The organism is Archangium violaceum (assembly GCF_016859125.1).
Classification (GTDB): Bacteria; Myxococcota; Myxococcia; order Myxococcales; family Myxococcaceae; genus Archangium; species Archangium violaceum_A.
Window position 1 is genome coordinate 5,869,923 of sequence record NZ_CP069338.1, and the last position, 22,729, is coordinate 5,892,651.

The 22,729-nt window shown below is 69.6% G+C and carries 20 protein-coding genes; 6 read left to right on the forward strand and 14 right to left on the reverse strand.

Annotated elements, in window-relative coordinates; all coding sequences use genetic code 11:
- Window positions 1-43 precede the first annotated feature (43 nt).
- From JQX13_RS25200 to JQX13_RS25220, 5 genes are all read right to left on the reverse strand, one after another.
- Entirely contained in the window at window positions 44-496 is a 453-nt protein-coding gene (locus JQX13_RS25200; RefSeq protein WP_203411451.1) for a histidine kinase dimerization/phospho-acceptor domain-containing protein, read from the reverse strand.
- Between the two features lie 148 nt (window positions 497-644).
- A complete protein-coding gene (locus tag JQX13_RS25205) occupies window positions 645-1,766 on the reverse strand; it encodes an RNA ligase RtcB family protein (protein WP_203411452.1) in 1,122 nt (373 codons plus the stop codon).
- Between the two features lie 52 nt (window positions 1,767-1,818).
- The gene (locus JQX13_RS25210) at window positions 1,819-2,283 is read right to left on the reverse strand and encodes a 23S rRNA (pseudouridine(1915)-N(3))-methyltransferase RlmH (protein ID WP_203412201.1); all 465 of its coding nucleotides are present in this window, start codon (window positions 2,281-2,283) and stop codon (window positions 1,819-1,821) included.
- Window positions 2,280-2,810 carry a ribosome silencing factor gene (gene rsfS / locus JQX13_RS25215; protein ID WP_203411453.1) on the reverse strand — a complete coding sequence of 177 codons (531 nt, stop codon included), beginning with the start codon at window positions 2,808-2,810 and terminating at the stop codon, window positions 2,280-2,282. Before rsfS ends, JQX13_RS25210 begins: the two co-directional genes overlap by 4 nt.
- 19 nt (window positions 2,811-2,829) lie before the next feature.
- Complete coding sequence (locus JQX13_RS25220) at window positions 2,830-4,098, reverse strand: glutamate-5-semialdehyde dehydrogenase (protein ID WP_203411454.1); 1,269 nt, start codon at window positions 4,096-4,098, stop codon at window positions 2,830-2,832.
- On the opposite strand from JQX13_RS25220, the gene JQX13_RS25225 reads away from it, so the two are divergent.
- Window positions 4,097-4,435: a tetratricopeptide repeat protein gene (locus JQX13_RS25225; protein ID WP_203411455.1), complete on the forward strand. Its 339-nt coding sequence runs from the start codon at window positions 4,097-4,099 to the stop codon at window positions 4,433-4,435. The genes JQX13_RS25220 and JQX13_RS25225 overlap by 2 nt on opposite strands.
- Before the next feature lie 6 nt (window positions 4,436-4,441).
- Here JQX13_RS25225 and JQX13_RS25230 read toward each other — a convergent pair whose 3' ends face one another.
- On the reverse strand, window positions 4,442-5,503 hold the full coding sequence (locus JQX13_RS25230) for a hypothetical protein (protein WP_203411456.1): 1,062 nt from the start codon (window positions 5,501-5,503) through the stop codon (window positions 4,442-4,444).
- Window positions 5,504-5,597: 94 nt separating this feature from the next.
- On the opposite strand from JQX13_RS25230, the gene JQX13_RS25235 reads away from it, so the two are divergent.
- A complete protein-coding gene (locus tag JQX13_RS25235; protein WP_203411457.1) occupies window positions 5,598-6,140 on the forward strand; it encodes a hypothetical protein in 543 nt (180 codons plus the stop codon).
- Here JQX13_RS25235 and JQX13_RS25240 read toward each other — a convergent pair.
- From JQX13_RS25240 to JQX13_RS25255, 4 genes are all read right to left on the reverse strand, one after another.
- Window positions 6,137-7,231, reverse strand: a complete 1,095-nt coding sequence (locus tag JQX13_RS25240) for a TetR family transcriptional regulator (protein WP_203411458.1) — start codon at window positions 7,229-7,231, stop codon at window positions 6,137-6,139. The two genes, JQX13_RS25235 and JQX13_RS25240, sit on opposite strands and share 4 nt — an antisense overlap.
- A gap of 280 nt (window positions 7,232-7,511) precedes the next feature.
- Window positions 7,512-8,852, reverse strand: coding sequence for a hypothetical protein (locus JQX13_RS25245; RefSeq protein ID WP_203411459.1), 1,341 nt, complete (start codon window positions 8,850-8,852; stop codon window positions 7,512-7,514).
- Window positions 8,849-10,867, reverse strand: a complete 2,019-nt coding sequence (locus JQX13_RS25250) for a hypothetical protein (RefSeq protein WP_203411460.1) — start codon at window positions 10,865-10,867, stop codon at window positions 8,849-8,851. The genes JQX13_RS25245 and JQX13_RS25250 overlap by 4 nt, the downstream gene beginning before the upstream one ends.
- Window positions 10,868-10,910: 43 nt before the next feature.
- Entirely contained in the window at window positions 10,911-12,320 is a 1,410-nt protein-coding gene (locus JQX13_RS25255) for a sigma-54-dependent transcriptional regulator (RefSeq protein ID WP_203411461.1), read from the reverse strand.
- A gap of 35 nt (window positions 12,321-12,355) precedes the next feature.
- Here JQX13_RS25255 and JQX13_RS25260 point away from each other — a divergent pair, with 35 nt between their 5' ends.
- Window positions 12,356-12,925, forward strand: a complete 570-nt coding sequence (locus JQX13_RS25260; protein WP_203411462.1) for an NUDIX hydrolase — start codon at window positions 12,356-12,358, stop codon at window positions 12,923-12,925.
- Between the two features lie 115 nt (window positions 12,926-13,040).
- Window positions 13,041-14,027, forward strand: coding sequence for an aldo/keto reductase (locus JQX13_RS25265; protein ID WP_203411463.1), 987 nt, complete (start codon window positions 13,041-13,043; stop codon window positions 14,025-14,027).
- Window positions 14,028-14,035: 8 nt separating this feature from the next.
- On the opposite strand, the gene JQX13_RS25270 is transcribed toward JQX13_RS25265, so the two are convergent.
- From JQX13_RS25270 to JQX13_RS25285, 4 genes are all read right to left on the reverse strand, one after another.
- Window positions 14,036-16,456, reverse strand: a complete 2,421-nt coding sequence (locus JQX13_RS25270; protein WP_203411464.1) for a PAS domain-containing protein — start codon at window positions 16,454-16,456, stop codon at window positions 14,036-14,038.
- A 14-nt stretch (window positions 16,457-16,470) separates the two neighbouring features.
- Window positions 16,471-16,881, reverse strand: coding sequence for a response regulator (locus JQX13_RS25275; protein ID WP_343211139.1), 411 nt, complete (start codon window positions 16,879-16,881; stop codon window positions 16,471-16,473).
- 8 nt (window positions 16,882-16,889) lie between these two features.
- On the reverse strand, window positions 16,890-19,016 hold the full coding sequence (locus tag JQX13_RS25280; protein WP_203411466.1) for a PAS domain-containing sensor histidine kinase: 2,127 nt from the start codon (window positions 19,014-19,016) through the stop codon (window positions 16,890-16,892).
- Window positions 19,017-19,223: 207 nt separating this feature from the next.
- Window positions 19,224-20,696: a sensor histidine kinase gene (locus JQX13_RS25285; RefSeq protein ID WP_203411467.1), complete on the reverse strand. Its 1,473-nt coding sequence runs from the start codon at window positions 20,694-20,696 to the stop codon at window positions 19,224-19,226.
- Window positions 20,697-21,105: 409 nt separating this feature from the next.
- Between JQX13_RS25285 and JQX13_RS25290 the strand changes: the two genes are divergently transcribed.
- On the forward strand, window positions 21,106-21,894 hold the full coding sequence (locus JQX13_RS25290) for a hypothetical protein (RefSeq protein WP_203411468.1): 789 nt from the start codon (window positions 21,106-21,108) through the stop codon (window positions 21,892-21,894).
- 26 nt (window positions 21,895-21,920) lie between these two features.
- Complete coding sequence (locus JQX13_RS25295) at window positions 21,921-22,724, forward strand: hypothetical protein (RefSeq protein ID WP_203411469.1); 804 nt, start codon at window positions 21,921-21,923, stop codon at window positions 22,722-22,724.
- Window positions 22,725-22,729 lie beyond the last annotated feature (5 nt).

A 22,729-nucleotide genomic window follows, 5' to 3' on the forward strand; every position in this document is an offset into this window, starting at 1 on the left:
AATACCCCCTCTCCCGAGGGGAGCGGGAGCATGCTCAACCCGCTCACTCGTAGGGGGATATCAGGCCGCGCGCGAGGGCTCCGCTCGCGCGCGCGCGCGGCTCGTCAGCCTCGTACACGGGCAGGTGCACGCGGAAGGTGGAGCCCCGGCCCACCTCGCTCTCCACGGAGATCTCCCCGCCCAGCGCGATGAGCCGGACGCGTTCGGCTCCGTCGCGCGCATCGGCGAGCGTCTCGAGCAATTCCTGGTGCTCCTCGGGCGTGGGGGTTCCCGCCGTGCGGACCATCTGCTGCTGCACGTAGTCGAGGTTGCCGATGATGAACGCGAGCGGGTTGTTGATCTCATGACCCAGGCCCGCCGCGAGCTGGCCGATGGTCGCCAGCCGGTCGGCGAAGAGGAGTTTCGCCTGGGTGGCCTGGAGTTGCCGCAAGCTCTCGGTGAGCCGGGCGTTGGTCTGCTCCAGCTCGAGCGTGCGCGGCCCCGTGGCTGCCTTCATGCCGTCTCATGGGCAGCACTGCGACGGGCGTGCCAGCGTGTCTGCCTCGGGCTCGGTGGGCCTCCATGGGCCGATGTTGTGGCGTTCCGCCTCATTCGCGGTCAGCGGGGGTGCGGCATTCTGGGCGGGTGCGGCAATACGCCACACATCACTCGCGCCGGCTACGCGTCTTGTAGGTGAGCACGGGGGCGAGTGTCGCCACCACGCGCACGAGCCCGGCGTCCACGAGGTCCCCCACCACGCGGTCGATGGCCTTGTACGCGGGAGGAGCCTCCTCGAAGAGCAGGTCGCGGTCCTCGCAGATGACATGACTCTTGAAGGAGGTGCGGGTGAGGGCCTCGGGGGTGAAGCGCTCGCGCATCCGCTCACGGGCACTGGAGCGCGTCCACTTGCGGCCGGCTCCGTGAGCCAGGCTGTGGGCGTGGCCCGCGCCGTCGCCCACCGGCTGCACCAGGTAGCTCAGCGAGCCACGGCTGCCGGGAATCACCACCGGCCCCTGGTCCGAGGGCGCGGCGCCCTTGCGGTGCAGCCAGCACGTGTGGCCCTCGTACTCCTTCGGAGTGACGCTGTTGTGGCAGACATCGAGCACCCGTCGTCCCCCGGCCGCGATGCCCTGCATCATCCGGCCGGCGATGGTGGCGCGATTGGCCCGCGCCCAGGCCACGGCATGGTCATGCCGCTCGAGGTAGCGTCGCGCCTCGTCCGAGTCCTCCGCGAGCCCTCCGGTGCCATGCCGGTCCACGTGTGCTCGCAGGATGGCCTCGCCCAATCCTCGTGAGCCGGAGTGGACGAGCAGCAGGAGGCGAGCCGGCTCCAGCCCCAGCGCGGTGAAGGTGCCGGCGTCGTGCACCGCGTCCACCCGTTGCACCTCGGCGAAGTGGTTGCCACCACCCACCGTGCCGAGCGCCGCCTCGAAGCCGCAGGGCTTCACGCCCATGTCGGCGAGCACGGCGTCCGTGTTGCCCTCCCACGGTCCATCCAGCTCCAGCCTCGCCGCCCAGCGCTCCGGCTTCGCCTTGCGCGCGGGCAGGTCCAATTCCCACAACCCCATCCCACAGCCGATGTCGTTGCCCACCAGGAAGGGATAGAAGATGCCCTCGGAGGCGAACGCGGCACCCACCGGTGCTCCCTTGCCTGGGTGCAGGTCTGGCAGGCCCACCGCGGAGCGCATGCCGGGAAGTCGTGAGGCGGCCTCGAGCTGGCGGATGGCTTCACCCTCCACCCACGACTGGGGCGAGGCGATGACACGGACGTGAGGAGAGGGGTTCATGCTCCCCTCCGACGCGCGCCACTTCCGCTGCCTGACGGCGCCGCCCGGCCGCCTACTTGTGGTACGGCTCGCCCTTGAGAATGGTGAAGGCGCGGTAGAGCTGCTCCACCAGCACCACCCGCGCCAGCCGGTGCGGCAGCGTCATCTTCGACAGCGAGAGGACCAGGTCCGCGGACTGCCTCACCCGCTCGTCCAGTCCCTCGTCACCGCCGATGATGAGCAGCAGGTCCTTCGCGCCATCCTGCGCCCGGCCCACGTAGCGGCTGAACTCCACCGAGTCCAGCAGCTTGCCCCGCTCGTCGAGCGCCACCAGCAGGTCTTGCGGCTTGCGGCGCGCGAGGATGGCCTCGGCCTCGGCGCTCCTGGCGTCCCCGGCCTTGCCCTTCTTCCCACCCGCCTCGGGCAACTCGAGCAGCTCGAAGCGGGTGTAGTGGGTCAGGCGCGAGGCGTACTCCTGGACCGCGGGCTCGTAGAGGCCCGAGCGATCCCTGCCGATGGAGAGGAGCCGGACCTTCAGGCCACCTTCTCCCGCGCCGCGTCCGCCCAGAGGCCCTCGAGGTCATAGTGGGCGCGCGCCTCGGTGTGGAAGAGGTGCGCCACCACCTCGCCGAAGTCCAGCAGCACCCACTGGCCCGTCTCCATGCCCTCGTGGCCGATGGGACGCAGGTCCTCCGTCTGCTTGAGGTTCGTCAGCACGTGCTCCGCCATGGCGGACACCTGCCGGTCGCTCTCGCCCGAGGCCACCACGAAGTAGTCCGCGTAGGACGTCATCCCGCGTACGTCGAGGATGACGATGTCCGACGCCTTCTTGTCCGAGAGCAGGTTGCCAATCTTGCGCGCCAGCGCATGCGCTCGCGGGTTCTCCGCGCGGGGCGCCGGGGCCGCCGCGGGGGTGAGCGCCTTCTTCTTCGCGGCCGACTTCTTGCGCGCGGGCAGCTTCCGGACCGCGCCCTTCTTCGCCGCCGTCTTCTTGCGTGCGGCCGGCGTCTTCGCCGCGCTCTTCTTCGCCGCTGCCTTCTTCGTCGTGGTCTTCTTCGTCGCCATATGTGTCCTGGGGCGCACCCTAGCGCACCTGACCCTGCCCGTGGATGACGTACTTCTGACTCGTCAGTTCTCGCAACCCCATGGGACCAAAAGCGTGCAATCGACTGGTGGAAATCCCAATCTCCGCCCCCAGGCCCAGCTCGCCTCCGTCGTTGAAGCGGGTGGAGGCGTTCCACACCACCGCGCTCGCCTGGGCCTCCCGGGTGAAGCGCCCCGCCACCGCCGCGTCCGCCGTGACGATGGCCTCCGTGTGTTCGCTTCCGTACCGAGCGATGTGTCCCAGCGCCGCGTCCAGCCCGTCCACCACGCGCACCGCCAGGATGAGGTCCAGGAACTCCCGCCCCCAGTCCTCCTCGGTGGCCGGCGTCACCGCCACCCCGGCGCGTGACAGCACTTCCCGCGTGGCCACGTCCCCGCGCAGCTCCACCCCCCGGGCCACCAGCTCCCGGGCCACCCGGGGCAGGAACGCTTCCGCCACCGCGCGGTCCACCAGCAGGCACTCGGCGGCGTTGCACACCCCCGGACGGCTCGTCTTGGCGTTCAGGGTGATGCGCGTGGCCATGTCCAGGTCCGCCGCCGCGTGCACGTACACGTGGCAGACACCCTTGTAGTGCTTCACCACCGGAATCCGCGCGTTCTCCGCCACGAAGCGGATGAGGCCCTCTCCGCCCCGGGGGATGCACAAATCAATCAGCCCCTCCAGCTTCAGCAGCTCGAGCAGCGTCTCACGCTCGCCCGGGGGCACCGGCTGGATGCATGCCGCGGGCAGCCCCGCCTCGGTGACGCCCGCCGCCAGCGCCGCCGCGATGGCCGCGTTGGAGCGCGCCGCCTCGCTCCCTCCCCGGAGCAGCGCCGCGTTGCCGCTCTTGAGGCACAGCGCCGCCGCGTCGCTCGTCACGTTGGGGCGGGCCTCGTAGATCATCAACACCACCCCCAGCGGCAGCCGCACCTTGCTCACGTGCAGGCCATTGGGCCGATCCCACCCCTCCGTCACCTCACCCACCGGGTCCTTCAGGTGGGCCACCTCCTCCACCGCCCGGGCCATGGCCTCCACCCGCGAGGCGTCCAGCAGCAACCGGTCCAGGAAGGCCCCGCCCTTGCCCGAGGCCCGCGCGGCGGCCATGTCCGCCTCGTTGGCGGCGACGATGGAGGGGATGGCCTCGCGCAGGTGGCGGGCCATGAGCCGGAGGGCCTCATCCTTCTGCCCGGTGGGCGCGGTGGCGAGCACACGGGAGGCCGCTCGGGCGGCTTCGGCGAGGGAGCGCACGTCTTGCTTGGCAACGGACATGTCTCTCCTCTATCACCGCCTCATGAGCGACGCCCGGTTGGAACAGTTCAAACAGATGGCCGCCGAGTTCCCCGATGCGCCCATGGCGCACTTTTCCCTGGGCAAGGCCTACCTGGAGCGTCGGCAGTACGCCGAGGCGGCCCAGGCCCTGGAGACGGCGGTGCGGTTGGATCCCCAGTACGCCGCGGCCCTGGTGTCCCTGGGGGACGCCTACGCCGGGGCGGGGCAGACGCAGAAGGCCCGCGAGGTGCTCACCCGCGCCCGCGACACGGCGCTCGCCCAGAGCCACGCCAGCCTCGCCGAGGAGATCGACGAGCGGCTGTCCGGGCTGGACTGAGGCCCGCTACGGCCGCCAGGTGAGGCCCACCCCCGCCACCTGGCGGAAGTAGAACAAATCGTTGCGCGGCAGCCGGGTACCGTACATCGCGTACGAGAACTCCAGGTCCACCCGGGTGCTCAGCGGCCGGGCCAGCTTCAGCGACAGCGTGTTCTGCGCCTCGTCATCCTCGAGGAGGATGATCTCCGGAGAGAGGTAGACGCCGTCCGGGTAGCGGTTGAGGCCCAGCGAGCCCTGGGCCATCAGCGTCAGCTTCCAGGGCAGGCGCACCCCCGCGGTGCCGCTCAGCCGGTGGCGCTGCACCGACTCGCCGAAGCTGTTGGAGCTGGTCTCCTGGTACGAGTACGACAGCCCCAGTGCCAGTGGGCCCTTGTAGGAGTAGCCCACGCTCGCCATCAGGGCCCCGTCCTCGCGCCGTCCGGTCCACTCCGGCGTGGTTCCCGGCGGGTAGCGCACGGACGAGTGGTAGCGGCGCGAGCCGTACTCGCCGGAGACGGTGAGGGCATGGCGGCGCACGAGGCGGTAGCGCGCGAGGAAGCCCACCTCGGGGCCGCCGAAGCTGGCGGAGAAGTCCCGGTGGTAGAGGAATCGGTGCGCACCCGCGCGCAGGCGCAGGGAGAGCCGGGTGTCCGGGGCGTACTCGACGAAGGCCGACGCCGCCAGGTCCGTGTACGCGCGGGAGCCGCCCCGCCGGTCCTTGGCGCGTCCCTCCACACCCACTCCCAGTGACGAGCCCAGGGCGAGCGAGCCCTCCAGCGCGGCGGCCTGCACCAGCACGTCCTCGTTGGAGAAGCCCAGGTACTTGCGGCCGCCTCCGTCATAGCGGCCCACCAGCTGCCAGCGGTCCTCGGTGTAGCGGCCCTCGGCCGCGGCGAGCAGACCGAACACCAGGTCCGAGGTGCTCGCGCGCGTGTGACCCTTGGTGAAGTCACGCGGCGCGTTCCCGTCCAGCATCATCCTGCCCGTCACGCGCAGCTTTCCCTCCACGTCGGCGGCATGTGCGCCACCGGCCAGCATCAGGGAGGACACCACGAGCGCGGAGAGGAGCCGTTTCAACGGGCGCACCATACCCCGGGCTCCGTCCGCATGCCCTGTCCACGAGAGGGCGTCCGGCTCGGCGGGTCGGTGACGACGCGCCCGGACGGCCGGTAGAGTGCGCGTCATGCGACTCGCTTCCCTCCTTTCCGTGTGTGCATTGTCCTCCCTCCTGGCCTGCGCGTCCCCCGGCTTCGTCGCGGAGGTGAAGGGGGAGACCACGGTGCAAGGGGATCCGACGGGTATCTCCGTCCTCCTCGATGCCTTCCCGGCCATCGGGAGCTTCACCAACCTGGACTTCGACCAGAACCAGGACTTCCAGAACCAGGGGGTCAGCAAGGAGCATGTGTCCTCCGCCAGGCTGCGGTCCCTCGAGCTCCAGGTGATCGCGCCGGCGGACCAGGACTTCTCCTTCCTCGATACGCTGGAGTTCTACGCGAAGACGGGGGACCGGGAGGTGCTGGTGGCGCAGAAGAAGAACATCGCCTCGCTGGGTCTCAAGGCGCCCAACCCGGTACTGTCCATGGACCTGGAGGACGTGGAGCTCCAGCCCTTCATCACCGCTCCCTCCATGAGCATCAGCGTGCGGGGCAGGGGTCGCAAGCCCTCGAAGGACGTGCGCCTGCAGGCCGACGTGCGGCTGGACGTGAAGGTGCGGCTGCTCGACTAGCGCAGCTCCCGGGCCCGGCGCTCCAGCGAGTCCGCGCGGGAGTCCAGCTCGCGGGCGAGCGACTCGAGCTGCTTCGCCTCCTGCTCCAGGCCCCGCAGATCGTCCAGGTTGTCGCTGGCGAGCGCCTGGGCGCGCACCGTGCCCACCTGCGGCCGGCTGTCGGTGGCGCGGTGGCTGTAGGGCTGGTAGGTCGGCGGCGGCGCCCCGTTGTTCTCGGGCGGTGACGGCGTCGAGGGCAAGGACGGCTCGGGGCTTCCGCCTCCCGGCGAATCTCCCGCCGAGGGATACCCCCCCGGATCCGCCCCGAAGTTGTCCCGCGAACCGGGGAACAGGCTGCCCCCCTGGCGCTGGGAGACGTCCACCGAGATGGACCGGGTGGAGGAGTCGAGGCGCAGGCGCATGTGCCGGTCCTGCTCGTCGAACATGGACTCCTCCCCGAGGAAGTCACTCATGCGCCGGTCCAGCTCCCGCTCCTCGCGCACCTCGGTGATGCGAGCGCGGAGGGACTTCAGGCGCTGGCGCACCTTGTCCTCGGAGTCGCGCAGCGCGTCCGCCTGCTCCAGCAGATCCTCGGGGTCATCGCTCGCCTCCGCCGGGTTCAACGCCGGCACCCGGGAGGCAGGCAGCGCGGAGCGCACCGCGTCGCGTTCGGCGCGCAGGCCGCGCATGCGGGCAATCAGCCGGGAGCGGGCCTCGCGGTCGCTCGTGGCATCCCAGGCCGCGCGGACCCGGGCCAGCTCGTCGGAGAGCGCCGAGTGCAACGCCAGGTTGCGCCGCTCCGCCTCGGACTCGGCCCCGGCGAGTGACTGGGCCAGACCGGTGAGCTGACCGGAGAGCTCCTGCGAGCGCCGCAGCGCCGTCTCCAGCTCCGGGCCCGCCACGAGCCGGCCCCGCTGCTCGGCCTTGAGCTGCTCGATGCGCCCGGCCAGGGTGTTCAGCTCCGAGCGCAGCACCTGTTGACGCTCGCGGAGCTCGCGCACCTGGGCCCGGCCCGCCTGCGCCTCGGACCTCAGCGCGTCCAGCCCCGAGGCTGCCCAGACGGGCATCCCCAGGGAGAGGCTCAGCAGGAGGGCGAGCAGGACGCGCTTCATCAATCCCCACCTAACAGCAAGCAGGATGCCAGGGCCACTGCGTGGCGGAGCGCTCCGTTGCCCACGAAACCCGAGCGGTTCCGGGGACTTCGGCCATGGGGGCGCCGGGAGAGGGGAGGTGGGCAATGATGGAAAACCACGAGGGGGGCGGGGGGACGGTGGATTTTCGAGGGCTGCGGTTTCTTTTTTACAGCCGGGCGGGACGTTCCGCCACTGGCTCCACCCCGGCACGGGTCGCCTTCCGGGTTCTGCCATGGGCCACCACCCGGGAGGTCGCGCTTCAGGGACGATGGCGCTCGGCCTCGCGGTAGAGCCGCGTGAGGGAGTAGTCCAGCAAGGACTGGCGCGAGCGCATGTATCGATGGGCCCGCACCATGGGCAGCCAGACGCGCTGGCCGACGAGGACCTGGGCCTCCCCGAGCTTCTTGCGCGGTATCCACTGCCCACCCAGGTTGCGCACCAGCACCTCTCCCAGGTACGCGCCCACGGCGGGGACGGCGTGCTCGTCGATGTTCTTCCGCTCGAAGACCTCCGGGAAGTCCTCCAACCAGAAGTGGACATCGACATCGGTGAGGGACTCGGGAGTCTCCTTGAAGACGGAGGGCACCTTGGAGTGCAGGAGCGCCACGAGGCGTTCGGAGAGCGTCGCGTAGTACCCGCGAACGAGCTCCTGATCGTTCACGTCCGGGGGGAGGGCGGACTCGGCGGGGAGCCATTCCTCCGGCTCCGGGGGTTGCCAGGCGTTGAATTCGGCGATCTTGCGCTGGCGCTTGCTGATGGCGAAGTCGTCCACGACCCGTGAGAGGAGTGGAGCCACGTCCGGGTGGAAGTGGGGCTCCACGGGGGCGAGCGTGGCGCTGCGCTCGCGAAGGGTGCGCAGCACGGTGGTGAAGTCGAGCTCCGGCCGGAGGTGCACGAGCGCCCGGGCCTGGGCCTGGCGTGAGTCCTCGGTGGCGAAGTCCGCGGCGGTGGGCCAGGTCACCAGGAGGACGGAGCCATTGGGGAGCTCCTCGACCCGCCAGGCCGGCGTGGACAGCATGCGCTCGCGTCCGACGGTTTCCACCAGCTTCGGGCCGAAGACGTTGAGCCAGCACACCTCGTAGACCTTGTCGAACCCGTCTCGCCGCGTGGTCTCGTCATCGCGGCCGAAGTAGGGGGCGCCAGACAACTGGTCATCCGCCATGCTGTGGGCTGCGGCGTAGGGGACCGGATATCGTGAGGCCCAGACCCGGACCATTTCCACGAACTTGCGGCAGCGTTCTGCCTCCCCGAAGAAGGAGAGTGGCTGCACCTCGAGGCTGGTACCCAGCTCGGGTCGGCGGTGCGTGAGCCCTGGGTTGATCGTCAACGCCACGGCAGGCGATGTCGTGCGGTAGATGCCGATGAGCGAGCTGTATTCGTTGCGCGTCTCCTCCAGCGCCTTCCAAACGGCGGCGCGGGAGTATTTGCGTCGCCGCTTGCCCTCGACGAGGTTCGGCATCCACTCGACCGCGTACTCCTCGAGTGCCTGAAGAAATGGCTCCAGCTCGCGCTCGATTTCAGCGTGAGGGTCGAAAGTTCCGCCAAAGAAGAGCCTCAGGCTGTCCTCCACATTCAAATCCTGAAGCGTCAGCGACTTCATTGGAAGAGCACCTCCGCTCCCTCGACATCTGCTTTGATCCTGCTCATGGCTGTCTCCTTCACCCTGGGATCCCTGGGCTGGAGTGCGCCGCCCTCGTAGATGAGGCGGACCCTGTGGACCTGTACCGGACTGCCGCGCAGGTTGAGGGAGGGGCGGCGGATATCCAGTGTTCCGCCGTAGTAGCGCAGGGCTTCGATTGCATCCACCCGCATCTGGGCCGTCAACGCGTTTGATTTCAGCTGCCTGAAGTCCCGGCTCTTGAAGCTGAAGGTCTCCACGCGAGGAGCTTGGCCGGAGGGGGGCTGTTCCTCGATGACGAGGACATCCGCGTAACGGATTTCGGCAACGCCGGACTTCATGACGCCTACGTTCGTCTCGAGGTGGGGCTGGTCGAAGTCCTTGAGGAAGCGGCGTTGCGCTCGTGGGAGAGCCGCGTCGGCACGCAGCAGGGACACCATGAAACGCTCGAATGCGAGTCCCCGGGCGAACAACCCGCGCATCTGCTCATAGCCTGCCCACGCGAGGGGTGGTTTGACCGGCTTGCCCTGCTTCAGCTCCGCGAGACGATCCTCCCAATAGGACACGTACTCGTTCCAGAGCGGGTGCCCTTGGGCTTCCGACAGCGGAGTGTCGAGAGAGGGGCGCTGCTTCTCCAGGACGGCCACGTTTCCGGACAGGCGCGGGCCCGCGGAGTCGAGCTCCGCGTGCGCGAGCTTTGCTTCAACCACCTCCCTGGAGAGACCCGCCTCCTCGTCCAGGAGGGACGTCATGCCGCCGAGGCCCTTCTCCGTCCGGATCCTCGCCGGGGTGGGGCCAGAACGCTCGGGCCGCCTCGCTTCCGACAACCAGGCCTGCGCCCTCGCCACATCACCCCGGGCCTCGTGGAGGGCCATGGCTCCGGCCTCTCCTCGCTCGTAGACGAGGAGGGCCGCCTCCCGGTTTGCCTGGATGTACCTGGCCAGCTCGCGGATGCCGTCCCCACCCAGCCGCGCCCACAAGCGCTCCGCTACCTCCGCCAGTCCCTCGAATCCCAGCTCCGGCACCTGGAGCCGCCCCCGTACCCACGGGGTTCCCGTGGTCCCCCTGGCCTCCGAGAGGTAACGCACGCCCTTGCCCCCGACGTACAAGGACACCAGCACCGTGGCGGCCGACAGCTCGCGCGTGGCTTGCTCGTACTGGCCCAGGGATAGCGAGTACACCCCATGGCACGTGCCAGCCACGAGGTTGTAGAAGCCCAGCGGTACGCCCAACGTCAGCGCATCGAAGCTCCCCATCGCCACGTTTTCCGGCGAGAAGGCCTCGGCCATCTCCGCCCGCTCCACCTGGTCGAGGACCGCCTGGTAGGGCGGAGGCAGCTGTCCTCGTTGCGCGGAGTACTTCATGGCCAGCGCACCGCGGCGCAGCTCGCTGGTGGACAGCGCCTCGTTGGCGGCACGGGTCAGGCCCCGGGCCACGTCACCGAGGTGCTCGGGGCGGTCCATGTAGTCCGAGAGGTTCAGGCCCCGTTGCCTCAGTGCCTCGCGGACAGCGCCCATCCGCCCCAGCGTCTCCCCGAGTTGTTTGTCCCGCGCCAGCAGCAGCAACACTTCGTGCAGGTCGTTGGTGAAGGCCGAGTGGATGAGGAAGAGGGCGAACAGCTCGGCGCGTGCGGCGCCGTACTCCCTTGTGGCGTTGACGAGGAAGGTGGCGCGCTTGCGGTTGAGGACATCGGCGCCCGAGCGCAGCGGTCCCAGGGCGCCGAGCCGGACGGCGGACCAGTCATCCAGCCCCTCCACCAGCCGGGGCATGTCCACCCGGTGCTGGAGCTCGATGAACTCCGTGGGTGAGGTGCACGCCAGGAATGGGGCGAGCGTCTCCTGACGGGAGGTCCGTCCGGGGAATCCGCCCGCGCTCCCCCGTGAGTGGAGGCCAGAGCCGCTCAGCGGGCTCCCGCGAGGAGGTCCCGTGGCACATCCTCCCAGCAGCACGAGTGCCATCAATGCCAGGAGGACAGGGCCGACACGACGGGTGGACAAGCCGCACCTCTCCCGCGAGAGCCGCCTGGCGGCCCGCCCTCGCTCAGGACTCCTCGGGGCGCTCGCCCTTGGAGATGAAGCCGTACTTCTCCAGCTTGTAGTACAGCGCGGACGTCTTGATGCCGAGCAGCCGCGCCGTCTCCGTCTTCACGCCGCCGGCCTTCTCGTAGGCGCGGGCGATGAGCTGGCGCTCGAGGTCCTCGAGGATGTCGGGCAGGGGCCTGTCTCCCATGGGCACGGGCAGGCCGGAGTCGGTGCGGGGCGCCGAGCCGGTGAGGTGCGTGGGCAGGTCCGTCTCCTGGAGCGTCTCGCCCTCGGCGAAGACGAGCGACTGTTCGATGACGTTCTCCAGCTCGCGCACGTTGCCCGGCCATGCGTAGCGGGCCAGCGCGCGCAGGGCGCTGTCATCCAATCCCTTCACGCGCTTGTTCACCCGCTGCGAGTGTTTGGCCACGAAGTGACGGGCGAGCGCGGTGATGTCCTCGGGGCGCTCGCGCAGGGGCGGAATCAGCAGGGGGACGATGTGCAGCCGGTAGTAGAGGTCCTCGCGGAAGCGGCCGGCCTTCACCTCGGCCTGGAGATCGCGGTGGGTGGCGCTCACCACGCGCACGTCCACCTTGAGCGTCTCCTCTCCGCCCACGCGCTGAATCTCCTTCTCCTGGAGCACGCGCAGCAGCTTCGTCTGGACGGAGTGGGGGATTTCGCCAATCTCGTCGAGGAAGAGGGTGCCGCCGTCGGCGAGCTCGAAGCGGCCGAGCTTGCGCTTGACGGCGCCGGTGAAGGCACCTCGCTCGTGGCCGAACAGCTCGCTCTCCAGGAGCGTCTCGGCGAGCGCCGCGCAGTGGACGACGATGAAGGGCCCGTCCTTGCGAGGCGAGAGCTGGTGGAGCATGCGCGCCACGAGCTCCTTGCCGGTGCCGGACTCGCCGCGCACGAAGACGGTGGCGTCGGTGGCGGCGGCCTTGCGCACCAGGGTGACGAGCCGCTGCATGGGCTCGCTGTCGCCCACCAGCAGGTTGCCGTGGGCGAGGGCGGCGTCGGACTCGAGGGCCTCGGTGCGGGCGGACAGGCGCTCCACCTGGCGGCGGGTGGAGGACAGCTCCAGGCCCTTCTCCACCTTGGCGCGCAGCACGTCCGGGGTGAAGGGCTTGGTGATGAAGTCGTAGGCACCCTGCTGCATGGCCTGCACGGCCGTTTCGATGGTGCCGAAGGCGGTGACGACCATCACGACGGCGGCCGGGTCCAGCGACTTGAGCGCCCGGGTGACGGCGATGCCGTCCATGCCGTCCATCTTCAGGTCGGTGACGACGAGGTCGAAGGGCGTCTTCTTGTAGGCGGCGACACCGTCGGTGCCGGAGCGGGCGGCGGTCACGGTGTGCCCGGAGCGCGTGAGGGTGACCGCCATGCCCTCGCGGAGGGTGTCGTGGTCGTCGATGACGAGGATGCGGGCCATGGACGCGACCTTATATCAGTGCACAATGCGCGCCCATGACCGCCCCCCGGACTTCCCTGCACGAGCTCCTGGCCCACCACGTCCCCACCGATGACAAGGAGCGCGAGGACCTGGCGCGGATGCGTACGTTCGCCGAAGAGCTGGAGCGGCCCTTCTCCCGGAAGCAGGAGCGGGCCCACTTCACAGGTAGTGCGATGGTGGTGGACCCGGCGGGAGAGCGGGTGGCGCTGGTGCACCACGCGAAGCTGAAGCGGTGGTTGCAGCCCGGTGGGCACGCGGAGGAGTTGGACGCGGGCAGCATGGAGGCCACGGCGCTGCGGGAAGCGCGGGAGGAGACGGGGTGCCGGGTGCGGCTGCACGAGCGCGCGCCGAGGCCGCTGGACGTGGACGTCCACACCATTCCCGCGCGCAAGGACGAGCCGGAGCACCTGCACCTGGACGTGCGCTACCTGGTGGTGGCGGAGAACCCCGAGGCGCTGGCGCATGACCCCGGCGAGTCCTCGGGCGCGCGGTGGCTGACGTGGGACGAGGCGCTGGCGTGGGCGGACGAGGCACCGCTGCGCCGGATGCTGGAGAAGGCCCGGGCGGTGGCGCGCGCGGGCTGAGTTGGAATCTGGACGACGGCCGTTCTTCCCCTGTTCCCGGCGGGTCCGGATGGCTAACAAGGAGGCCCATTCGGGCGTCCGGCCCACCGGCGTCCGTACCCACAGGAGGAACGTCATGGAGCAGAGGGCGCTCGGAAAGCAGGGGCTGAAGGTCTCCGCCCAGGGCCTGGGCTGCATGGGGATGAGCGAGTTCTACGGCTCGGGTGACGAGAAGGAGTCCATCTCCGTCATCCACCGGGCCCTGGAGCTGGGGGTGAACTTCCTCGACACGGCGGACATGTACGGGCCGTTCACCAACGAGAAGCTGGTGGGGAAGGCCATCGCCGGCCGGCGGGACGAGGTCGTCCTCGCCACCAAGTTCGGCAACGTGCGCGGCGAGGATGGCTCCTTCCTCGGCATCAGCGGCAAGCCCGACTACGTGCGCAAGGCGTGCGACGCCTCGCTGATGCGCTTGGGCGTCGACCACATCGACCTCTACTACCAGCACCGCGTGGACCCCTCCGTCCCCATCGAGGACACCGTGGGCGCCATGGCCGAGCTGGTGAAGCAGGGCAAGGTCCGCTACCTCGGCCTGTCCGAGGCCGCTCCCGACACCATCCGTCGCGCCCACGCGGTGCACCCCATCTCCGCGCTCCAGACCGAGTACTCGCTCTGGAGCCGTGAGCCGGAGGACGAGCTCCTCCCCACCGTGCGCGAGCTGGGCATCGGCTTCGTCGCCTACAGTCCGCTGGGCCGCGGCTTCCTCACCGGCCGCTACCGCCGCCCCGAGGACTTCGCGCCCAACGACTACCGCCGCAACAGCCCGCGCTTCCAGGGCGACAATTTCACGAAGAACCTCCAGCTCGTGGAGAAGATCAACGAGTTGTCCGCGCGCAAGAGGGTGAAGGCCTCGCAGCTGGCCATCGCCTGGGTGATGGCACGGGGAGAGGACATCGTCCCCATCCCCGGCACCAAGCAGGTGAAGTACCTCGAGGAGAACCTCGCCGCGGCCACCATCCGGCTCTCCCCCGAGGAGCTGCGGGAGCTCGACGCCATCGCGCCCAAGGGCGTGGCGGCCGGCACCCGCTACCCCGAGGCGAGCATGAAGTCCGTCAACCGCTGAGGCGCCGCTCAGGCCCCCCGGACGGGAGGGGGCGTCGGGGCCCGGCGCGGCAGCCGCACCGTGAAGCGCGTCCCCTCTCCCGGGCGTGACGTCACCGTGATGCCGCCGCCATGGGCCAGCACCAGCTGCCGGGTGATGTAGAGCCCCAGCCCCACGCTGCCCGCTCCGTTCCCCGCGTGCCGGCCTCTTCGGAAGGGCTCGAAGAGGTCGGGCAGGAGCGACGCCTCGATGGGCGTGCCCTGGTTGTGGACCTCGAGCAGCACCTGCCCGGACTCGCCCCGGCAGCTCACCCGCACCGGTGTCTCAGGCGGGCTGTGCTGGAGCGCGTTGCCCACGAGGTTGCCGAGCACCTGCGCGAGCCGATCTCCATCCCACTCGCCCGCGCCCTCGCCCTCCTGCGCCATCTCCATCTGCCGCTCCGGGTGGCTGGCGGCCAGCTCCTCCACCACGCCGCGGGCCAGCTCGAAGAGGTCCATCCGCTTGCGCTCCACCGGAATGCCTCCACCCAGCCGCGCCTGGCTGAAGTCCAACAGGTCGCGGATGAGGCGGGTGGCCCGGTCCGAGGCGGAGATGATGCGGGTGAGGTTCTTGCTCGCCCGCTCGTCCAGCCCCTCGCGCGCGAGCAGCATGGAGGCCGAGATGCGGATGACGCTCAGCGGGTTGCGCAGGTCGTGGCTGACGATGCCGAGGATCTGCCGCTCGAACTCGGCGAGCTGGCGCGCCTCGGCCTCCTGCCGCTTCTGGGCGGTGATGTCCACGCAGGCGCCCGTCATGTAGAGCGGGCGCCCGTTCGCGTCCACGAACGTCTTGCCCTTGCTGCTCAGCCAGTGCACGCGTCCATCCGGCCACACGACGCGGTAGTCCATCTCGAAGTCCGCGCCCTCGCGCGCGCACGCGCCGTTGCGGCGCTCCACCTCGGCGCGGTCCTCCGGGTGGACCAGGGGATAGAGGTCCTCGATCATCTGCACCGTCCGCCCCGGGGGCAGACCGTAGAGCTGGTCCAGGTTCTCGTCCCACTCCAGCGCGCCGGTGCGGATGTCCCAGCGGAAGGTGCCGGTGCCGCTCGCCCACAGGGCCGCGCGCAGCCGCTCGTCGCGCTCCTGCAGCGTGGCCTCCATCCGCTCGCGCTCCGCCAGCACGCTGCGCAGCTGGGCCTCGCTCTCCTCGGCGGCGGTGCGCGCCTGCTGCGCGGCCTCGTAGAGGCGGGCCCGCTCCAGCGCCTGTGCTCCCTGTCGTGCCAGGGACAGGCAGAACTCCTGCTCGTGGAGCGACAGGGTGCGGGGCTGGAAGAAGTTCACCACCAGCGCGCCCATCACTCCCCGGCTGCCACGCAGGGGCATCACCGCAGCGGCCTCGTAGGGCAGATCCAACCGCGCGACCGTGGGATAGCGGCGGTCCCGCTCCTCGCGGTTGGTGAAGAGGACGAGCCGATCCTCGCGGACCGCCTCCGTCACCGCCAGGGGGGCATCGAGCGGAATGCGCTCCAGGCCCCGCGTCATGTTCCGCACGTTGTCGGTGGCGCTCGCCAGCTCGAGCGACTGGCCATCCTCTGCCATCAGGCAGACGGCGCCCGATTGGGCGTCCAGTGCCGTCACGCCCTGGGTGATGATGACGTCGATCACCTGCCGGGGCGTGGGTGCCTCGGAGAGCGCGGCGGTGACGGCCTGCAGGCGCGAGGCGCGCTCCTGGGCACGCCGCTGATCATCGATGTCCGCGTTGGTGCCGAACCAGCGGACGACGCGGCCACGCGCGTCCCTCGTGGGCAGGGCCCGGACGAGGTGCCAGCGCCAGGCGCCATCGGACTTCCGCCAGATGCGGACATCGATTTCGTAGGGCTCTCCGGTGCGCAGGCTGTGCTGCCAGCGCTCCATCAGCCGGGGCAGGTCGTCCGGGTGGACGGCCTTGGGCCACAGCGAGGGATCCCCCGGGACCATGCCGGAGTCCTCGAAGCCGCGGCGGCTGATGTAGTCCAGCTCCCCGTTCGGCCGGCTCGTCCAGATGGTGTGGGGCAGCACCTCGGCGAGCGTGCGGTACTGTTGCTCCGCCTCGTGCAGACGCTGGGCCTGTCGCAGCAGGTGGGTCAGCCGTTCCGGGGTGAGCGCCGCCTTGCCGAGGTAGTCGGTGGCGCCGGCCTTCATCAGCTCCACGGCGATGTGCTCGTCGCCCTGTCCGGTGAGCATGATGATGGGCGTCTCCACCAGGGCCGCGCGGGCCTGACGCAGCACCGACAATCCGTCCTGGCCCGGCATCTGGAAGTCGAGCAGCGCGCAGTCGAAGGACTGCTCCAGCAGGGCGGAGAGCGCGGACGCACCATCGCCTACTTCGACGAGCTGGGCGTTCAACCCCGCCTTGAGCAGGGCGCGCCGTACCGCGAGCCGGTCCACCTCGTCATCATCCGCCACCAACAGGCGCAGCGGTTGCTCCTCCATTTGGTCCTCGGCCCTCAAGGCAGCTCCACCCGCATCCAGTATGCGTTGAGTGCGGCCATCAACTCCACGAAAGCCGGGGAGGTGACGGGCTTGACGAGGTAGCCAGCCACATGGTGGGCGTAACTCTGCACCCGGTCCCTGTCATCGTTGGAAGTGGTGAGCACCACCACGGGTGTGGTGCTCAGCTCCGGGTCGGAGCGCAGGGCCCGCAGGAACTCGATGCCATTCATCCTCGGCATGTTGAGATCCAACAGGACGAGCCGGTTGTTCATCGGCACCGTGCCGTCGCGCAGCATCTCCAGTGCCTGCCGCCCGTCCCGCGCGATGTAGAGGGCGTTCTGGACGTTGTTCTTCTTGAAGGCCCGCTGGACGTTCATCACGTCCACCGAGTCGTCATCCACCAGCAGGATGTTCAGCGTCTTCACGGACACCCTCAACGCCCCTCGTCCGGGATGTGCTTGGGCCAGGTGAAACGGAAGGTGGCGCCCTGGCCGGGCGCGGACTCCAACCAGGCTCGCCCGCCGCGCGCCTCCACGCTCTTCTTCACCACCGACAGGCCGATGCCGGTGCTCTCCAGCTCGTCGCGCGCCCGGAGCGTCTGGAAGATGCCCCAGATGCGCTCGTGGTACTCGGGGGCGATGCCCGGGCCGTTGTCGGACACGGAAAACTCCCAGAAGGGCTCCACCTGGCGCACGCCCACGCGCACCCGCATGTCGGAGCTCCGCGCGTGCTTGAAGGCGTTGCTCAACAGGTTGAGGAACACCTGCTGCAGAGGCACCCGCTCGGTGCGCAGCGTGGGCATGCCGGGCTCCACCTGCACGACGGCCTCGGCTGGCGGGGCGAGCAGCTCCACGCACTCGTTCAGCAGCCGGCCCACGTCCACCCGCTCCGGCCGGCTCCTCATCCGGCCCGCGCGGCTGTAGTCGAGGATGCCGTTGATGAGCGCCTCCATGCGCTGCACCCGTCCGCGCAGCAGCTTCATCTGCTCGCGCGTCTCGTCGGTCATCACGTCCTTCAGGTCGTCTTCTATCCACTGCGACAGGTTGGCGATGCCGCGCAGCGGAGCCTTCAGGTCGTGGCTGGCCACGTAGGCGAATTGATCCAACTCCTGGTTGCTGCGCTCCAGCGCGGCGATGAGGCGCTCGCGCTCGGCCTCGGCGCGCTTGCGCTCGGTGATGTCCAGCACCACCGTGGCCACGCCCAGCGTGGTTCCCTCGGCGGAGCGCACGGGGGCATAGCGCGCGAGCCAGGCCCGCTCCTCCCCATTGGGCAGTTTGGTGGAGGACTCCACCGTCTGCGTCTCGCCCGTCTCCAGCGCCCGCCGCAGGGACTTCACCACGATGTCCACGCCGGGCGTCTGCTGCGCGGCGAGCACCTCGGGCATGGTGTGGCCCAGGTGGTCCTCGGCGGGCCGGCGGTTGATGGCCTCGAGGGTGCGGTTGACGCGCACGAAGCACAGCGTGCGATCGAAGAGGGCGATGCCCGCGGGCGCCGCGTCCAGGAGCGTGTCCAGCATGGCGCGCGCCTGCTCGGCGAGGTACCGCTCGTGCTGGGCCCGGCGCACGGCCTCCTGGCTCTCCCGGTACAGCCGCGCGTTGTCCAGCGCGAGCGCGGCCCGGCGCGCGAGCTCCTCGGCCAGGGGGAGGTCCGCGGCGGAGAAGCTCCGGGGGCTTCCGGCCTGGGCCAGGGTGATGGCGCCCAGCGTGCGTCCGTGCACCACCATCGGCACGATGAGGGAGGAGCGCAGACCCAGCTCCCTGAGCAGCCGCAGGCCCTCCGCGTCGCGCGGGAGGCTGGCCAGCGTCACGTCCGAGATGACCTCCAGCAGCTCCGACTCGCCGGTGCGCATGACGAAGCCGGGCCCGTGCTCGGCGTTGTGGAGGTCCACGGGCTCATGCTGCGCGAGCTGCCAGGCGAACGTCTCCCGGGCGGCGTCGGTATGCGTCACCGAGACGCGCTCGACCGTCTCGTCCGGCCGGACCACGTCCACCGCGCACCAGTCCGCCAACCGGGGCACGGCCAGGCGGGTGAGGTTGCGGACGGTCTCCTCGGGATCCAGGGTGAGCGCGAGCAGGGAGCTGGCCTCGGCGAGGAAGCCGTGCACATCCGAGGTTCGCTTCTGGTCGTCGATGTCCGTGCACGTGCCGAACCAGCGGACGATGCGGCCCTGGGCATCGTGCACCGGGATGGCGCGGCCGAGGAACCAGCGCCACACGCCGTCGAGCCGGCGGCAGCGGTACTCCGCCTCGTAGGGCTCGCCGGTGGCCAGGCTGTGGCGCCAGCGCTTGTCCGCCTCGGGCTGATCCTCGGGGTGGAAGGCCTGCTTCCAGCCCTCGCCCTTCGAGTCCTCGAAGGACATGCCGGTGTACTCGTACCAGCGCCGGTTCAGGTAGTCCTGGATGCCGTCCGTTCGCGCCGTCCAGACGATCTGCGGCAGGGCCTCGGCGAGCATGCGGAACTGTTCACGCTCGGTATCGAGTCGCTGCTCGGAGCCCGTGCCCCCGAAGAGGGAGTGCAGGGGATCATACGCGTTGAGATCGCCGTCGGACTGGCGGGACACGTCGGGTGAGCCTCCACGGGCCAAGGAGGTGAAATCTGCCGAGCAGCCATCTTCCTGCCGCCTGTCTGGCACTCCCAAATCTCTTACTTCGTTCCGTGTCCTCATGTTCGACACGGCAGACGGGCTGTCGTCCGCGCAACAGGTCATTCCAGGGGTTGCATTTCCCAGGGTGGAGAACGTCAGGCAAGGGCCTGTCTGACAGGTTGGTTAGCGGACGATCGCGGCCATGTTCAAGGGGAGGGTGAGCTCGAAGATGGTGGCTCCCGGGGACGAGACGAGCCGCAGGTCTCCACCATGGGCCCGGGCGATTTTTCGCGACAGGGGCAACCCCAGGCCCGTGCCCTTTTCACGCGTGGTGAAGAAGGGCTCGAAGATGCGTTCGCGCTCGGCCTCCGGGATGCCAGGCCCGCTGTCCTGGACGCGGATGGCGTAGCCCTGGCGCTCGCCCCGGCCCGTCACCCGCACCCGGCCTCCGTGGGGCGAGGCCTGCACCGCGTTCTTCACCAGGTTCACCAGTGCCGCCGTCAGCAGGCTGCCGTCCGCCTCCAGCAGCGCCGGCTCCGCCTCGACCTCCACTGTCACCTCCCGGGCCGCCGCGTCCGCCGCGATCAGGCCGCTGGCCTCGTGGAGGAGATCCGGTGCCGCCACGGGCTCGCGCGAGAGCGGTTGCTCGCGGGCGAAGGCGAGGAAGTCCTCGACGATGCGCTGGAGGTACTCCGCCTCGTGTTGGATGCGTGCCACGTGCCCGGCGGCCTCCGCGTGGGCGCCCACCTTCAGGTCCTCCGCGAGGATTCCGGAGAAGAGGGAGATGCCGCCGAGGGGATTGCGCACCTCGTGGGCCACTCCGGCCAGCATCAGCTTGAGCTGCCGATCCCGGCTCTCGAGCGCCCCGCGCATCACCTCCAGCTCGCGCGCCAGCACGCCGATCTCCCGCGTGGGCTCCGGCGGCACGGGTGTCGTCAGGTCGCCCCGGCCGATGCGCAGCGCCGAGTCCATGAGCCGCCGCAGTGGGCGTGCGAGACCCCGCGCCGTGAGGATGGCCACCAGGCCCAGCACCCCGAGCGCCACCGCGCTCGCCGCCGCGAAGCTCCGGGACAGTCGCGCGAGGGGGCCGAAGAAGGCGGCGCTGCCCTCCACCGCGACCGCGCCCACGACCTCGGACTCGCGGCGCACGGGGGCGTAGCCGGTCTTGTAGAGGCGCCCATCCGAGCCCTGGAAGAGCACCTGGCTGGCCGCGCGCTGGCCGGAGAAGACGCGGGACAGCTCCAGCCTGTCGCGTGCGAGCTCCGGGACCTCGGTGCCCACCGGGAGGCCACCGCCCACGTCCACGCGCACGCGGCCCTGCGTGTCCACCACGAAGACCCGTCGCACGCCGCTCGCGTCGCGCACCTCGGTGAGCAGGCGGACCAGGTTGCGCCACGTGCGAGTCCCGGAGACGTCATCTCCCGGCTCGAGGGTGAGCATTCGCTCGCCGTTGACCTGGCTGGCCGTGGCCGCGGCGATGGCCGAGAGGCTGTTGCCCAGCTCGTCCTCCAGGATGGAGCGGGCGAGGGCGTAGACCGCCGAGCCCGTGAGCGCGAGGAAGAGCAGGGTGGGCAGCAGGAAGGCCACGAGCAGGCGAGCCGAGAGCGAGCCCAGTGCGTCCTTCAAGCGGGAGGTGAGGGGGAGAGGGGTGGACATACGGCGAGCGTGACGGCGGCGGGAGGGAATCATCGCATGATCCGACTGGGGAGGGCCTGGGTTTCCCGGGGTGCTCGGCCTCTACTGCGTCCTGACTCCGTGCCTGAGTGGGTGAGCGGAGCGGGAGGTGCCCGTGAGTGCCGCCGTCGGCTGTCCAGTCATGTCCCGGGCCGCGCGGTGTGGGGCGGCCCTGTTGCTCATATCGGTGTTCGTCGGCTGCGCCACGGCTCCCGGCACGCGGGCTTCCTCCGCCAGGGGTCGGGAGGTGCCACGGATCAGCGCGTCGCCGAACCCTGCTTCGCCGCCGAGAGTCCTCCTGGCCATGAGCGATGGTCCGCCAACGGGCGGGGAGCCCACCGGCTCGGCGCTCCAGGGCTACAACGTCCCCGGCAAGAATCCGGATTCTCAGATGTCCTGGGAGTTCTTCCTGGGCAACGCCGCGCATCGCCTCATTGCATACATGTACGGAGTGAGCCACCCGAGCAATGAGGCCTACTACAACACCGAGACAATCCAAGCCATCGTGACGAAGACGGGACTCGGAGACGCGTCGCTATTGCAACCGCAGGAGCGCATCCTACGTCCGGACATCACCGATGTCTTTTCCCTGAGTCTCTTTGAAATCAAACCCTGGAATGAACAAGGTCTCAAGGAGGGTCGCGAGGAGGCCCGGGTCTATCTGGCCGCACTGAACCGGACCATCCTGGTTGGCAAACGCTTCACAGGTGGCACGGACTTCCAGGGAGAAACCCTGATTCGTTTCGCGCGGGGGCAGTACATCTGGCGTCTGGCGTGGCGGACCACCGAGCCAGGAGTGATCCAGTACCAGTGGACCCGCAGTCAACAGCGCTTCGAGTCCCAAGCGGTGGCGTATGAAGCCGGGCAGTGGGTGGAGCTCACCGAGCAGGAGATGCGGCAATACGGCGGGTGGTTGGGGCAGGCGGTGGAGGATATGGTCCGCCGACGCGAACGGCTTGCCACTTTCAGTGGAGCCGTGGGGATCGTCATCGAGGTCATTGGTACCGCCGCGACGGCTGTCTTCTCGGGTGAGATTTTCGGTCGGATGGGGTCGGGGACGAGCGCGCGGCAGCCCCCTACCCAGGGAGGTGGGCAGGTCATTCCCTTTCCGAGGCAACAGCCACGTACCACATCCCCGGCGCAGGTGCCCGCTGCCGCGGGGATGTCCCTTCCTCGATGAGCGCCCGCTTTGATAGGAAACGATTCATGGAGCCCGGACAGACTTCTTCGTTGCAACTGCCGTCGTTCCTGCATGGCACCTATCGCTCGATTCAGCAGAAGGCGCGGACGGAAGGCCTTCGGTGCGCCGAGCAATACAAGAAGGACGGCTTCTTCCCCGCCCCCTCGCAGATGTTGGAGGTTTCTCCTGACGAGGTGGTGTTGACACACGGCGTAGCTGACTTCCAGCATGAGCGCCCGGTCTGGCGCCTGTACATGGTGTCAGATGTCATGAGCGCGGTGTGGGAAACCCTGGACTCGTGGAACTCAATCGCCGTAAGGGACTCCTACGAGGCGTTCTTTCTCGAGATGGCTTGGGGGGCGCTGTATTTTGCGCTCGAGCAGATGGGCCCGGTGAGCGCGCCACGAACAGCGCAGCGCCTCCAGGCAGTGCTGCGTTTCTGGGAACCGCTCCAGTCCGTGCGCTACCTCTTCAAGACTCTGGGAACTGAGCTCAGCCTGGAGGAACTCATGAAGGCCTCCTGTGGCTGGGCGATGGATGCGTGGGAGCCGGTGGGAGACGCCTCGGTGCGAACTCGCCTGGAGGCGGCAGCGGAGCGCATGGCGAGGGCGACGCGGGAGGACTGCATCGAGGCCATCTTCCGGCAATTGCCCCAGGCTCTCGCGCATGCGGGTAGATTGAAGCACCGGCAAATATTGGCCGACCCCACCTATCAGCGTGAGCGCCTCGCCACGCTCGACTCACGGTTCTTCGAGCGGGTGTCCGGCGCACGCACGGGGGATCTGATCTGGCTGTTGGTCAATTGGGACCACGAGCTCGGGCTGCAGTAGGCAGC

Coding starts and splice junctions, on each gene's coding strand:
- JQX13_RS25200 (WP_203411451.1), bottom strand. CDS start 496: ATGAAGGCAGCCACGGGGCCGCGCACGCTCGAGCTGGAGCAGACCAAC.
- JQX13_RS25205 (WP_203411452.1), bottom strand. CDS start 1,766: ATGAACCCCTCTCCTCACGTCCGTGTCATCGCCTCGCCCCAGTCGTGG.
- rsfS (WP_203411453.1), bottom strand. CDS start 2,810: ATGGCGACGAAGAAGACCACGACGAAGAAGGCAGCGGCGAAGAAGAGC.
- JQX13_RS25225 (WP_203411455.1), top strand. CDS start 4,097: ATGTCTCTCCTCTATCACCGCCTCATGAGCGACGCCCGGTTGGAACAG.
- JQX13_RS25220 (WP_203411454.1), bottom strand. CDS start 4,098: ATGTCCGTTGCCAAGCAAGACGTGCGCTCCCTCGCCGAAGCCGCCCGA.
- JQX13_RS25230 (WP_203411456.1), bottom strand. CDS start 5,503: ATGGTGCGCCCGTTGAAACGGCTCCTCTCCGCGCTCGTGGTGTCCTCC.
- JQX13_RS25235 (WP_203411457.1), top strand. CDS start 5,598: ATGCGACTCGCTTCCCTCCTTTCCGTGTGTGCATTGTCCTCCCTCCTG.
- JQX13_RS25240 (WP_203411458.1), bottom strand. CDS start 7,231: ATGAAGCGCGTCCTGCTCGCCCTCCTGCTGAGCCTCTCCCTGGGGATG.
- JQX13_RS25245 (WP_203411459.1), bottom strand. CDS start 8,852: ATGAAGTCGCTGACGCTTCAGGATTTGAATGTGGAGGACAGCCTGAGG.
- JQX13_RS25255 (WP_203411461.1), bottom strand. CDS start 12,320: ATGGCCCGCATCCTCGTCATCGACGACCACGACACCCTCCGCGAGGGC.
- JQX13_RS25260 (WP_203411462.1), top strand. CDS start 12,356: ATGACCGCCCCCCGGACTTCCCTGCACGAGCTCCTGGCCCACCACGTC.
- JQX13_RS25265 (WP_203411463.1), top strand. CDS start 13,041: ATGGAGCAGAGGGCGCTCGGAAAGCAGGGGCTGAAGGTCTCCGCCCAG.
- JQX13_RS25270 (WP_203411464.1), bottom strand. CDS start 16,456: ATGGAGGAGCAACCGCTGCGCCTGTTGGTGGCGGATGATGACGAGGTG.
- JQX13_RS25285 (WP_203411467.1), bottom strand. CDS start 20,696: ATGTCCACCCCTCTCCCCCTCACCTCCCGCTTGAAGGACGCACTGGGC.
- JQX13_RS25290 (WP_203411468.1), top strand. CDS start 21,106: ATGTCCTGGGAGTTCTTCCTGGGCAACGCCGCGCATCGCCTCATTGCA.
- JQX13_RS25295 (WP_203411469.1), top strand. CDS start 21,921: ATGGAGCCCGGACAGACTTCTTCGTTGCAACTGCCGTCGTTCCTGCAT.